Here is a 13,276-nt window from a genome sequence, read left to right on the forward strand (position 1 = left end):
CACCTTAGCGGACGAACTTCGCAGCGAGTTCGACATGCGTCGACCAGCGGAACTGGCCGACCGGCTGGATCCAGTCGATCCGCCAGCCGGCGTCGCACAGCTCCTTGGCATCGCGCGCGAAGCTCGCCGGGTTGCACGAGACGTAGACGATTACCGGGGTCCTGGACGCGGCGAGCGCACCGGCCTGTTCGCGCGCGCCCGAGCGGGGCGGATCGATCACCACCGCGTCGAACCGGTCGAGCTCGGCCACCGTCAGCGGGCGACGGTAGAGATCGCGGTGCTCGGGGAAGACGGGGCGTTGCAGGCGGTGCGCGGCGGCCTTGAGCGCGGTCAGCGCGTCGCGCGCGCCCTCCGCGGCATAGACCTTGGCCGGAATCGCGAGCGTGAAGGTGCCGAGCCCGGCGAACAGGTCGGCGACGGTGGCGGGCGTGCCGATCGCCTCGAGCACCGCGGCGGTGAGCGCGGCCTCGCCGTCGGGCGTCGCCTGGAGGAACGAGGCGGGTGGCAGCGGCACGGGGACGCCGCCCAGCGTGATCGTCACCGCATCGGGCTCCCAGCGCGTCTCCGGGCCTAGACCGTCGTCGAACGCGACGCGGGCGATGCCGTGCTCCTCGCAGAACCGGGTGAGCGCTTCGGCGGCGGGGAGGCCTTCGGGCGCGAAGCCGGTGATGAGGATGTCGGCGCCCTGATCCGCGAGCGTCAGGTGGATGTCCGCGCGGCGGCGGAAGTTGAGACGCTTGAGCAGGGTGCGGAGCGGCTGGACGAGCGCGAAGAGGCGCGGATCGAGGATCCAGCATTCCTTGATGTCGACGATCAGATGCGCCTTCTCGGCGGTGAAGCCGAGCGTGATCCTGCCGCCCTTGGCCTCGGCATGCAGCGTCGCGCGGCGGCGGCTGCGGACCGGCGAGATGTGCGGGGTGTGGATCGGCGCGGACAGGCCCTGCCCGTCGAGCGCGGAGGCGATCCGGTCGGTGACGAAGGCGCTGTAGCTCTCATCGTCGAGATGCTGGAGCTGGCAGCCGCCACAGGTCGGGAAATGGACGCAGGGCGGCGTCTGGTGGTGCGGGCCGTGGGTCACGCTGCCGTCGGCCGCGAGCGTGTCGCCGGGCGCGGTGAAGGCGGCGTGGCGGCCGTCGGCGGTGATGCCGTCGCCGCGCGCGGCGACGCGGACGATGGTGTCGGTCGTTGGGTCACTGGTCATAAGGACGCTCTGGCCGACCGGAGCGCATCCGCCAAGTCATCGGCGATAAATGCCGGCCCGGATCGACGCGCGGCCTCGCTGTGAAGCCACACACCCGCGGCGGCGGCGGCGAGCGGATCGAGCCCTGCGGCGAGCATCGCGCCGATCGCGCCGGCGAGCACGTCGCCGGTGCCCGCGGTGGAAAGCCAGTCGCTCGCGCCGGGGGCGAGCTGGACGCGACCGTCGGGCGCGGCGATGACGGTGTCCGCGCCCTTGAAGACGACGACCGCCCCGGTGCGGGCGGCGGCGTCGCGGGCGCGGGTGATCTTGTCGTCGTCCGATCGCCCGAAGAGCGCGTCGAATTCGCCGGCATGTGGGGTGAGGATGACGGGGACGGTGAGCGCGCGGATCCGGTCGGGATCGAGCAGGCGGAGCGCGTCGCCGTCGAGGACGAGCGGGTGGCCGGCGGCGAGCGCGGCATCGAGTCGGACGCGGGCGGTGGCGTCGCGGCCGAGGCCTGGACCGATGACGAGCGCGCCAATCCGGTCGTTGGCGAGCGCGTGGTCGGAGAACGCCGCGCGGACGAGTGCATGCGGCGGGCCGGCGCTGTCGCCGAGCAGCGTCACATAGCCCGCGCCCGCGCGCATCGCGGCGAGCGCGGCGAGGTCGGCGGCGCCTGCCATCGTGCCGGCGATGACCCCGACCATGCCGCGGGTGTATTTGTGCGCGTCGGGTCCGGGCGGTGCGAGGTGCGGGCTTTTGAGCACTTCGATCTGGCTGGTGACGGGGACGCCGATGTCGAGGAGGCGGATCTCGCCGCAATAGCGGGCGGCGGGCTGGAGGAGGTGCACGGGTTTGAGTGCGCCGAGGGCTAGCGTGAGGTGGAAGACGGGGGGTGTGGTGAGCGCGCGGCCGGAGTCGGTGGCGAGGCCGCTGGGGAGGTCGATGGCTATGGTGAGGGTGGCGGCTTTGGTCAGGGTGTGGAGTCTTTCCCCGATCGATACCTCCCCGGCGGAGGCCGGGGGCCAGTTGGGTGAACCGTGCACTTCGTCGATAGCGGTGCCCAACTGGGCCCCGGCCTTCGCCGGGGGGGTGTTTGGGGTTTGGGGAGAGGTACCACTCAAGGGTCGGGTCAGGCCGGTGCCGAAGAGGGCGTCGACGAGGACGGGGGCGGGCTTCGCGGTGGCGAGCGAGTCGACGGGGCCGGGCCACCCTGCCCTTGCCGCCCTGGCTGCGTCGGTGCGGGGTTCGGACAGCGCGGCGACGCGGACGGTTGCGCCCAGTTCGGCGAGCACGCGCGCGGCGACATAGCCGTCGCCGCCATTGTTGCCGGGGCCGCAGAGGATCAGGATGGCGTTCGATCCCGCCAGACGGCGGACCGCGTGCGCGATCGCGGTGCCTGCGCGGTTCATCAGCGTATCGACCGTGACACCGGTTGCGATCACCGCATCCTCGGCCGCACGCATCTCGGCGGCGGTCAGGACGGGCTGGCCCTCGATCCGGATCATGAGCCGTTCGCGCCCGGCTGGACCGTCGCCGGGAGGCGGTAGCGGTCGGTGCCCAGCGCGACGTCGATGCTGCCGGGCGTGGATGCCGTGACGCGCGCCCGCTCGGCCCCGTCGGCGGCCACGACGCCGCGGCCGTCAGGGGAAACGCGCAGCCGGCGAAAGGCGCCATCGGCGTGGCGGAGGGTCAGGATCACGCCATCTGCGCCGCGCGCCTGCTCGATCGTGCAGTCGGCGGCCAAAGCCGCGGCCCCCTTGGCGCACGGGACATGCATGACGGCAGCGTCCTCGCGGCGCGACGCCGTGTCACCGGCGTCGGGCTTGCCGCTCCCGCAGGCTGCGAGCGGGAGTGAGACAAGCCCGACAAGATACTGCGATCGTTTAGATATCCGCGTAGACATGCGTTTCGGCTGCGGCCCCCGGGTGCGTGACCGCACCCTTGTACGCCGGACCGACGGTCTTCGCATAGCGCCACAGCGCGCCCGAGCCGTAATCGGTCTTGCGTGGGACCCAGACCGCGCGGCGTGCTGCCATCACGTCCTCGGGAACATCGAGATCGATCGTCCCCGCCTCGGCATCGATATGGATCATGTCGCCATCCTCGACGAGTGCGATGGGGCCGCCATCGGCGGCTTCGGGGCCGACATGGCCGATGCAGAAGCCGCGCGTGCCGCCCGAGAAACGGCCATCGGTGATCAGCGCGACACTCTCGCCCATGCCGAGGCCGTAGAGCGCGGCGGTGGTCGAGAGCATCTCGCGCATGCCCGGACCGCCCTTGGGACCTTCGTATCGGATGACGATGACCTCGCCCTCGTTGATCGCGCGCGCCTCGACCGCGGCGAAGGTGTCCTCCTCGCAGTCGAACACGCGCGCCGGGCCGCTGAACTGGAGCCGGTGCATGCCCGCGACCTTCACGATCGCGCCATCGGGGGCGAGGCTGCCGCGCAAGCCGACGACGCCACCCGTCGGGGTCAGCGGGGTGCTGATGTCGTAGATGACCTTCTGGTCGGGGTTCCACGTCACCTGGTCGATATTCTCGGCCAGCGTCTTGCCGGTCACGGTCATGCAGCTGCCGTCGAGGAAGCCACCGCTGAGCATCGTCTTCATCAGCATGTAGACGCCGCCCGCCTCGTACATGTCTTTGGCGACATACTTCCCACCGGGTTTGAGGTCGGCGATGTACGGCGTTGTCTTGAAGATCTCGGCGACGTCGAACAGGTCGAAGTCGATCCCCGCTTCCGACGCCATCGCGGGCAGATGCAGCGCAGCATTGGTCGAGCCGCCGGTCGCGGCGACAACGCGCGCGGCGTTGATGAAGGCTTCGCGGGTGCAGATGTCGCGCGGGCGGATATTGTCGGCCAGACACTCCATGACCTGCGCGCCGGCAGCCACCGCGATCTGTTCGCGCGTCGTGTAAGGAGCCGGCACCATGTTGCTGTTCGGAATGGACAATCCGATCGCTTCCGCGACGCAGGCCATGGTGTTGGCGGTATATTGCCCACCGCAGGCGCCGTGACCCGGGCAGGCTACCTTTTCGAGCGCATGCACCTCCGACAGCGGGCAGGCGCCGGCGGCATATTTGCCGACGATCTCGAACACGTCGACGACGGTGACGTCGCGCTCCTGATAGCGGCCGGGCAAGATCGAGCCGCCATAGACGAACACCGACGGGATGTTGAGGCGGAGCATCGCCATCATCATGCCGGGCAGCGACTTGTCGCAGCCGGCAAAGCCGACCAGCGCGTCGTAGCAATGGCCGCGGACCGAGAGTTCGACCGAGTCGGCGATGACTTCGCGGCTGACGAGGCTCGCCTTCATCCCCTGATGGCCCATCGCGATGCCGTCGGTGACGGTGATCGTGTTGAAGCGGCGCGGCATGCCGCCGCCCTGGATGACGCCGGCCTGCGCGGCATCGGCCTGCGCGTCGAGCGTGGTGTTGCAGGGGGCCGAGTTGTTGCCGGCGGACGCGAGCGCAACGAACGGACGTGCGATATCCTCTTCGGGGATACCCATCGCGTAATAATAGCTGCGGTGCGGCGCACGCTCTGGACCGACGGAGACATGCCGGCTCGGCAGGCGCGATTTATCGAATATACGGGTCATGGCGACCGCCTATGTCGCGAGACGGGGCCTTTACGCAAGACAGTTGCGTATGGATTTGCAGTTTTATCCGCCGCGGCCGCGGCCAGACGAGGACCGCAGAGCCCGCGCGGCGGACCGTCAGAGGCTTTCGAGCGCCTTGGCGACGCCGTCCATCGTGAACGGCTTCTGCAGGCGGGGCCGGTCGCGAAAGCGGGGATCGAGGCCGTCATCGCCACCGCCGGTCGCGAACACGAAGGGAATTCCGCCCTCCGCAAGCCGTTCGGCGATCGGCGTACTCTTCTCACCGCCACGCAGGTTGACGTCGAGGATCGCGGCGTCGACACCCCCGGCCGAGATGCGGTGCAGGGCATCGGCGACGGTGTCGACGGACCCTGCGACGCCCTTGTCCAGCACCTCGAGGAAATCCTCGAGCATCATGGCGATCAACGGTTCATCCTCTACGATGAGGATCTGCTGTGGCACGTTCATATTTTGTACCTTAGGCGGCAATTTCGCCGAGCGCCAACATCTTGTTGCTTAACGTGCCGCAAGAACGTCGCGCGCGGCTTCGGCAAGCTGCTGAACCGAGAAAGGCTTGGGAAGAAACTCGACATTGTCGAGGTCGATCGACTTGCGCAACTGTTCCTCGGCATAGCCCGACATGAAGACGATCGGCAGGTCGGGATATTTCTCGCGTGCGTGCCGGACCATCGTCGGGCCGTCCATGGTCGGCATCACCACGTCGGTGATCAGCAGATCGGGGCGGCCGTTCTTCGCCATGATCTCGAGCGCGACCTCGCCATTCTCCGCGGTCAGCACGCTATAGCCCTGGCGGGTGAGCGCGCGCTCGGCGACCGCGCGGACCATGTCCTCGTCCTCGACCAGCAGGATGGTCCCCGTGCCCCACAGGTCGGCGGGCTTGGCCGCGGGTTTGGGCGCGGTGAGCCGCGGCGCGGCGGGGGCGGCATGGACGGGGAGGAAGATGGTGAAGGTCGCCCCCTGCCCCTGCTGCGATTCGGCGAAGATATAGCCGCCCGACTGCTTGACGATGCCGTAGACGGTCGAGAGGCCGAGCCCGGTCCCCTTGCCGAATTCCTTGGTCGTGAAGAACGGCTCGAAGATCTTCGGCAGGACCTCGGGCGGGATCCCGGTGCCGGTGTCCTGGACGATCAGCGCGGTATAATCCGCGACGGGCAGGATGTCGGAGGCCATCTGCCGCACCTCGGTCGCCGAGACCGAACGCGTGGTGATGGTCAGCGTGCCGCCGCCGCGCGGGTTGGCGGACAGGATCGCATCGCGGGCGTTGACTGCGAGGTTGACGACGACCTGTTCGAGCTGCCCCGGATCGGCGCGGACCGGCCCCAGGTTGCGGCCGTGCATCATGTCGAGCCGGACGGTCTCGCCCATCAGTCGCTTGAGCAGGTTGGAGACCTCGGACACGACGTCGGGCAGCTGCAGGATCTGCGGGCGCAGCGTCTGCTGGCGGCTGAAGGCGAGCAGCTGGCGGGTCAGCCCGGCGGCGCGGTTCGAGTTGGTGCGGATCTGCTGGATGTCGTCATAATCGCTGTCGCCGGGCGAATGGCGCATCAGCATCAGGTCGCAGTGGCCGATGATCGCGGTCAGGATGTTGTTGAAATCATGCGCGACGCCGCCGGCGAGCTGGCCGACCGCCTGCATCTTGGTCGCCTGCGCCACCTCGCGCTTCAGTCGCGATTCCTCGCTATTGTCTTTCAGGCTGAGCAGGACGGCGGCGTCGCCGAGCCCGCGCGCGCCGGCGATGGTCAGCGCGACCGGCTCGTCGGGATGATCCTTCAGCCGGACCGCCATGTCGGTCGAATGCGTCTGCCCGCCCGCGAACCGACGGATCGCGTCGGCGACCGCGGTCTTGTCCTCGCGTACGACGAGGTCGCCGGGGTAAAGCGGCGGCGCGGCGCCGACGACCCCGGCGGCGCGCAGGAACGAGTCGTTCATCTGGATGAAGCGGCCCTCGCGATCGACCAGCGCCATGCTGAACGGCATCAGGCTGACGAGGCTGCGGACATGCGCGGAGGCGGACGCGCCGATCGCGGGCGCATCCTCCTCGTCGTCGAGCAAAATGACGAGGACGGGGGCGTCGTCGCCCTCGACAAAGGGCACCTGCACCACGCGCAGCGGCGTCCCCGCGCCGCCCTCGCGCGCGAAGCGGACGAGGCCGCGATTGTCGGTGATCAGGAAGCGCGCGAAGTCGCGGCCTTCGATCGCCTCATGCTCGTCGCCAATCGCGCGGACGCGGAGCACGCGGTTGGTCGCGCGGACGCGGCCGTCGGCGCTGAGCAACGCCGCCATGATCCCGCTGCCGCCGAGCCGGTCGCCGGTCGGCCCGTCGATCAGCCGCTCGGCGGTCTGTGCGAGGTCATAGTCGGGCGCGGTGACGAACCGCCAGACGAGCATGTCCGCCTCGTCCCCGGCGCGGGTGATCGATGCCGAGATGCGCAGCCCGTTGGCGACCAGCCGTTCTGCCTGCGCGTGACCGTCGCGCCACGCGGTGCGTCCGGCCTCGGCCAGCAATACGACCCCACTCGCGTCGAGCGGCAGCCCCGGCGGGGTCGGAAAGCCGCTGAACACCGCGTCATAGGCGTCGTTCGCGCAGACCAGCCGGCCCGCGCGATCGGTCACCGCGATCGCATCGCCGCTCGCCTGCGCAACCGCCCGCGTAAAGTCCCAGTCGATCGTGCGCAGTTCGGCGCTGCCGGCGCGCGCGAGCAACCGCCAGACGATCACCGCGCCGACGACGATGATCGCCGCGGCGAGAAAGGCCGCCGCGACGACGAGGTCGCCGATCATGCCGAGCACCAGCCCCGACGCGGCGATCCCCGTCACCGCCGCGACAAGGGCGGCGCGGCGGTTCGGCCCGAGGCCGGTCTGGGGCGGAAGCGAAACCATGCGATGCCTCTTCCGCTGTTCGGGGGTTTGGGGTCAAGCATCATGTCCCCGCCCGGTTTCCCGGTCGGGGACGCGGCCGGTCACCAGATGCGTACGCGCTGTTCGGGGGCGAGATACAGACGCTGCGTCGGCTTGGGCTGATAGGCGGCGTACCAGGGGTCGAGATTGCGGACGACCGAGGCGCGCTGCTGCGACGGCGAATGCGGATCGGTCAGCAGCCGCTGACGCAGGTTCGCCTCGCGGTAGTTGCGGCGCCAGACCTGCGCCCAGCCCAGATAGAAGCGCTGGTCGCCGGTGAAGCCGTCGAGCACGGGCGCCGCCTCGCCGCCGAGCGCGGTGTGATAGGCGTCATAGGCGACCGTCAGCCCGGCGAGATCGGCGATGTTTTCGCCCATCGTCAGCTGGCCCTTCACGTGCATCCCCGGCAGCGGCTCATAGGCGTCGTACTGCGCGCCGAGCTTGCCGGTGAGTGCGTTGAAGCCGGCGATGTCCTTGGGCGTCCACCAGTCGGTGAGCTGCCCCTTGGCATCGTATTTCGAACCCTGGTCGTCGAAATGATGGCTCAGTTCGTGGCCGATCACGGCGCCGATGCCGCCGTAATTGACCGCGTCGTCGGCCTTCGGATCGAAGAACGGCGGCTGGAGGATGGCTGCGGGGAAGACGATCTCGACCATGCCGAAATTGGCATAGGCGTTGACCGTCATCGGCGTCATGCCCCATTCCCAGCGCTGCAGGGGCTTGCCGAGCTTGGCGATATTGTCCTGATGCTGCCATTCATTGGCGCGCCATTCGTTGCCGAACGCGTCGCCGGACGTGATCGTCAGCGCGGACAGGTCCTTCCACTGGCTGGGATAGCCGATCTTGGGGGTGAAGGCGGCGAGCTTGGCGTGCGCCTTCTGCTTGGTCTCGGGCGCCATCCAGTCGAGCTTGTCGATCCGGCGGCCCATCGCGGCGAGCACGTTCTTCACCAGCACGTCCGCTGCCGCCTTGGTCTCGGGCGGGAAATACTGTGCGACGTAGAGCTTGCTGACCTCGTCGCCGAGCGCACCGCTGGTGAACTGGACACCGCGCTTCCAGCGGGCCTCCTGCTCGGGGGTGCCGCCGAGCACGGTGCCGTAAAAGGCGAACTGTTCGGCGTCGAACGCCTTTGGCAGCACGTCCGCATAGCCGTCGAGCGAACGCAGGATCAGCTGGTCCTTGAGCACGCCGATCGGCGCGGTCGCGACGAGTTTTGCAATGCCGGTGATCGCCGAGGGCTGTGCGACGATGACGGTCGGTACGGGCGTGCCGGTCGCCTTGAAATAGCCCGCGAAGTCGAAGCCGGGCGCGCGCTTGGCGAGCTCTGCGACGGACATCTTGTTATAGGTCTTGGTCGCGTCGCGGCTGTCGACTCGGGTCCAGCTGACCCGGGCGATCTCGGTCTCGAACGCGAGCAACGCGGCGGCGCGCGCCTCGGCATCGGGTTCGCCGGCGAGCGTCAGCATCTTGGCGATGTGCGCGCGGTAGGCGGTGCGCGCCTCGACCAGCTTGGCGTCGGTGCTGAGATAATAGTCGCGGTCGGGCAGACCGAGCCCCGACTGGCCGAGCGAGAGCGCGTATTGCTCGGGGATCTTGTCGTCCTGGCCGACGCCGCTGCCGAACGGGCCGCCGATCCCGGCGCGATCCGCCTCGGCGAGCAGCGCAGGATAGCCCGCCCGGTCCTTCAGCGCGGCGATCTTCGCGAGCCATGGGCGGATCGGCGCCAGCCCCTTGGCCTCGATCGTGCCGGTGTCGAGGAAGGTCGCATAGGCGCGACCGATCTTCGAGTTGGGGTCCTTGGCCGCGGTGTCGAGGATGCCGCGGGTGCGCGTCTCGGACAGGTCGGAGAGGAAGTTGAACGCGCCGTAGTTCGACTTGTCCGCGGGGATCGGGGTGGTCTTCGCCCAGTTGCCATTGGCGAAGGCGTAGAAATCGTCACCGGGCTGGACGCTCTTGTCCATGCCCTTCTCGTCGAAGCCGAAGCTGCCATATTGCGCGCCGGTCGCGGCGGGCGCGGCGGGTGCGGCGGTTGGTTCGGCGGTCTGCGAGATGGCGGCGGTGACGCCGGTGATCGCGGTGGCGGCGAGCAGGCCGGCGGCGATGTAGGTCTTCATGGGGGTCTCCTGGAATTTCGTTGGCGGTACACCTCCCCGGCGAAGGCCGGGGCCCAGTTGGGAAGGTGTTGGTAACGATGGACAGTCGGCCATTACGCCTGTCCCCCCAACTGGGCCCCGGCCTTCGCCGGGGTGGGGTAGATCTGGGGCGGTCGGCGGGAGCGGATTACCAGATGCGGACGCGGGTTGCGGGGGCGAGGTAGCTGGCCTCGCCGGGCTTCACGCCGAACGCGGCGTACCAGGGGTCGAGGTTGCGGACGGTAAGGACGCGCTGGTGACCCGGCGAGTGCGGATCGGAAAGCAAGGTCTGGCGCAGTGCGGGTTCGCGGAACTTGCTGCGCCAGACGCCGGCCCAGCCATAATAGAAGCGCTGGTCGCCGGTGGTGCCGTCGATCACCGGCGCGGGCTTGCCGCCGAGCGAGCGGTGATAGGCGTCATAGGCGACGGTCAGCCCGGCGAGATCGGCGATGTTCTCGCCGAGCGTCAGGCCGCCCTGGACGTGCAGCCCGGGCAAGGGCTCATAGGCGTCGTACTGCTTGACCAGCGCGTCGGTGAAGACCTTGAAGCGCGCGACGTCCTGCGGCGTCCACCAGTCCGTGAGCTTGCCGCTGGCGTCGTATTTGCGGCCCTGATCGTCGAAGTGATGGCTGATCTCGTGGCCGATCACCGCGCCGATGCCGCCATAGTTGATCGCCGGGTCCGCCTTCGGATCGAAGAAGGGCGGCTGGAGGATCGCGGCTGGGAAGACGACCTCGTTCATCGTCGGATTGGCATAGGCGTTGATCGTCATCGGCGTCATGAACCATTCGCCGCGATCGATCGGCTGGCCGAGCTTCTTGAGGTCGCGATCATAGTCGAAGGCGTTGGCGCGCGCGACGTTACCGACGAGATCGCCGCGCTGGACCTGAAGCGCGGAATAGTCGCGCCAAGTGTCCGGATAGCCGATTTTGGGGGTGAAGGCGGCAAGCTTGGCGAGCGCCTTGGTCTTGGTCTCGGGCGCCATCCAGGCGAGGTTGCGCAACCGGTCGCCCATCGCCGCGATGACGTTCTTGACGAGCTGATCGGCGGCCGCCTTCGATTCCGGCGGGAAATATCTGGCGACATACTGCTCGCCGATCGCCTCGCCCATCGCGCCCGACACGGTCGAGACGCCGCGCTTCCAGCGGACCTGCTGCTCGGGCGTGCCCGACAGGGTGGTGCCGTAGAAGCCGAAATTGGCCTTGTCGAAATCGCTCGAGAGATAGGGCGCATAGGCGCGCAGCACCTTGAGCATCGCGTAATCCTGAAGGACGTTCACCGGGGTGTCGGCAAAGACCTTCGCTTCGCCCGTCAGCGCGCTCGGCTGTGCGACGAGGTAGAAGGGACGGCCGGTGACGCCCATCGCGGTCATGTACTGGGCCCAGGGGAAACCGGGCGCCTTGGCCGCGAAGTCGGCGGCGGTCCATTTATTGTAGGTCTTGTCCGCGTCGCGGCTTTCGATCCGCGTCCAGTGCGCGGTGGCGAGGCCCTTCTCCATCGCGAAGACCGCCGCGGCGCGCGCGGCGGCGTTGGGCTCGCCTGCGAGCGTCAGCATCTGCGCGAGATACGCCTGATAGGCGGTGCGGACCGCGGCGAGCTTGGCATCGTCCTTCAGATAATAGTCGCGATCGGGAAGCCCGAGGCCGCTCTGGCCGAAGCCGACGACATAGGTGGTCGGGTCCTTGTCGTCCTGCTGGACGCCGACGCCGACGAGCCCGCCGACCCCCTGGCGCTGCAGCTTCGCGATCTGGGTGACGAGCGCGGTCTTGTCGGTGGTCGTCTTGAGCGCGGCGAGCATCGGCTTCACCGGGCCCGCGCCCTTCGCATTGACCGCAGCCTCGTCCATGAAGCTCGCGTAGAAGTCACCGACCTTGTCGCCGGGCTTCGCGGTCGCCGCGTCGAGGATCGTCCGGGTGCGCTCGAGCGACAGGTCCTGGAGGACGTGGAACATGCCGTAGGACGAGCGATCGGCGGGGATCGGCGTCGCCTTCTCCCAGCCGCCATTGGCATAGTCGAAAAAGTCGGTGCCGGGCTTCACCGCGGTATCGCGCCCGGCCATGTCGAAGCCGAAATCGCCGATCTGCGGCTTGTTCGCATCTTTCGGCGCGACGGGACCGCTGGCCACACCGGCGAGCGCCGGCGACGGCGCGGCCCGTCGGGCCGGGGTCTGACTGGTCTGGGCCGAGACCGTTGCGGCGGAGGCGAGCAGAATGGCGGTGACAATCGACGTACGCATCAAGGACCCTCGGGGAAGAACTTCAGGATGCGGTGTGTTCTACGCCGATAAGACGCTCCGTCAATTCGTCGGGCGACAGATAGTGACGATTGTTACGATCCGCGATTATCGTGCCGGTGCCGCCACTTGCGGGCAATCCACAGCCGCCAGCCGAGTGCGCTGAGCGCATAGCCGCCGATCGAGGCCACCACGGTGATCGCCAGCAGACCGAGCGCGGTGGCGGGGCCGGCCTGCATCAGCCAGGGGATCCAGTCGGCTTGCGCGGCGGCTTCGGCGACCGGCTGGCCGGGGACGTGCGCGTCGATCCGCAGCATCCACGACCCGATCCAATAGGCGGCGATCCAGAGCGGCGGGGTCGTCAGCGGATTGGTGATGAAGGTGGTCAGCGCGGCGGTCGGCACATTGGCGCGGAACGGCAGCGCGAACAAAGCGGCGACGGGGGTCTGCGCGACCGGGACGAGGATCCCCGCGACCATGCCGAGCGCGACGCCGCGCGGCACCGAGCGCCGGGTGAAGCGCCACAATTCGGGCGCGAGCACGCGGTGCGCGACGGGGCGCAACAGGCGGTTGCGCTCCATCGAATCGCGGGTCGGCAGATTGCGATGCGACCACGCCGCGAGGCGCCCGAAGAGACCGACCGGCGCCCTGGTCACGGCTTATCCACGATCCCGCATGATCCGGCCCTGCTCGCGCTTCCAGTCCTGTTCCTTCACCGAATCGCGCTTGTCGTGGTTTTGCTTGCCCTTGGCGAGCGCGAGCTCGACCTTCGCGCGGCCCTTGGAATTGAAATAGATCATCAGCGGCACGAGCGTCATGCCCTGGCGCGCGACCGCGCCGAACATCTTGTTGATCTCGCGCTCGTGCAGCAGCAGCTTGCGCGGCCGCTTGGGCTCATGGTTGAAGCGGTTGCCGTGGCTGAATTCGGGGATGTTCGAATTGACGAGCTGGACCGTGCTGCCCTTCACCTCGGCATAGGCCTCCGCGATCGAGCCTTCGCCCCCGCGCAGTGCCTTCACCTCGGTGCCGGTCAGCGCGATCCCCGCCTCGAACACCTGCTCGATATAATAGTCGTACCGAGCGCGCCGGTTCTCGGCGACGATCTTGGTCTTTTCGAAGGTCGGGGGTTTGGGGCGTGCCATGGGATGCGCGATGTAGGAGGTCGGAGGGCGAAGGGGAAGCGGGCGTCGTATCGCGTTGGACG

At 68.7% G+C, this 13,276-nt stretch carries 10 protein-coding genes; all 10 read right to left on the reverse strand.

Features of this window, described 5'->3' with window-relative positions:
* Positions 1-4 precede the first annotated feature (4 nt).
* On the reverse strand, positions 5-1,201 hold the full coding sequence (locus SOM18_RS02650; RefSeq protein WP_320481242.1) for a class I SAM-dependent RNA methyltransferase: 1,197 nt from the start codon (positions 1,199-1,201) through the stop codon (positions 5-7).
* Entirely contained in the window at positions 1,198-2,688 is a 1,491-nt protein-coding gene (locus SOM18_RS02655; protein WP_320481243.1) for an NAD(P)H-hydrate dehydratase, read from the reverse strand. The genes SOM18_RS02650 and SOM18_RS02655 overlap by 4 nt, the downstream gene beginning before the upstream one ends.
* Positions 2,685-2,960 carry a hypothetical protein gene (locus tag SOM18_RS02660; RefSeq protein ID WP_320481244.1) on the reverse strand — a complete coding sequence of 92 codons (276 nt, stop codon included), beginning with the start codon at positions 2,958-2,960 and terminating at the stop codon, positions 2,685-2,687. Before SOM18_RS02660 ends, SOM18_RS02655 begins: the two co-directional genes overlap by 4 nt.
* A 106-nt stretch (positions 2,961-3,066) precedes the next feature.
* Entirely contained in the window at positions 3,067-4,788 is a 1,722-nt protein-coding gene (ilvD, locus tag SOM18_RS02665) for a dihydroxy-acid dehydratase (RefSeq protein ID WP_320481245.1), read from the reverse strand.
* A gap of 117 nt (positions 4,789-4,905) precedes the next feature.
* Positions 4,906-5,256, reverse strand: a complete 351-nt coding sequence (locus tag SOM18_RS02670) for a response regulator (RefSeq protein WP_031396103.1) — start codon at positions 5,254-5,256, stop codon at positions 4,906-4,908.
* A 48-nt stretch (positions 5,257-5,304) separates the two neighbouring features.
* Positions 5,305-7,689, reverse strand: coding sequence for a hybrid sensor histidine kinase/response regulator (locus SOM18_RS02675; protein WP_320481246.1), 2,385 nt, complete (start codon positions 7,687-7,689; stop codon positions 5,305-5,307).
* An 80-nt stretch (positions 7,690-7,769) separates the two neighbouring features.
* The gene (locus SOM18_RS02680) at positions 7,770-9,821 is read right to left on the reverse strand and encodes a M13 family metallopeptidase (RefSeq protein WP_320481247.1); all 2,052 of its coding nucleotides are present in this window, start codon (positions 9,819-9,821) and stop codon (positions 7,770-7,772) included.
* Positions 9,822-9,987: 166 nt separating this feature from the next.
* A complete protein-coding gene (locus tag SOM18_RS02685) occupies positions 9,988-12,075 on the reverse strand; it encodes a M13 family metallopeptidase (protein ID WP_320481248.1) in 2,088 nt (695 codons plus the stop codon).
* Between the two features lie 92 nt (positions 12,076-12,167).
* Entirely contained in the window at positions 12,168-12,653 is a 486-nt protein-coding gene (locus SOM18_RS02690) for a DUF2062 domain-containing protein (protein ID WP_042466983.1), read from the reverse strand.
* 78 nt (positions 12,654-12,731) lie between these two features.
* Positions 12,732-13,214 carry an SsrA-binding protein SmpB gene (smpB, locus tag SOM18_RS02695; RefSeq protein ID WP_031395420.1) on the reverse strand — a complete coding sequence of 161 codons (483 nt, stop codon included), beginning with the start codon at positions 13,212-13,214 and terminating at the stop codon, positions 12,732-12,734.
* Positions 13,215-13,276: the final 62 nt, after the last annotated feature.

This window comes from Sphingomonas sp. CFBP9019, from assembly GCF_034045155.1.
GTDB classification, from domain to species: Bacteria; Pseudomonadota; Alphaproteobacteria; order Sphingomonadales; family Sphingomonadaceae; genus Sphingomonas; species Sphingomonas aerolata.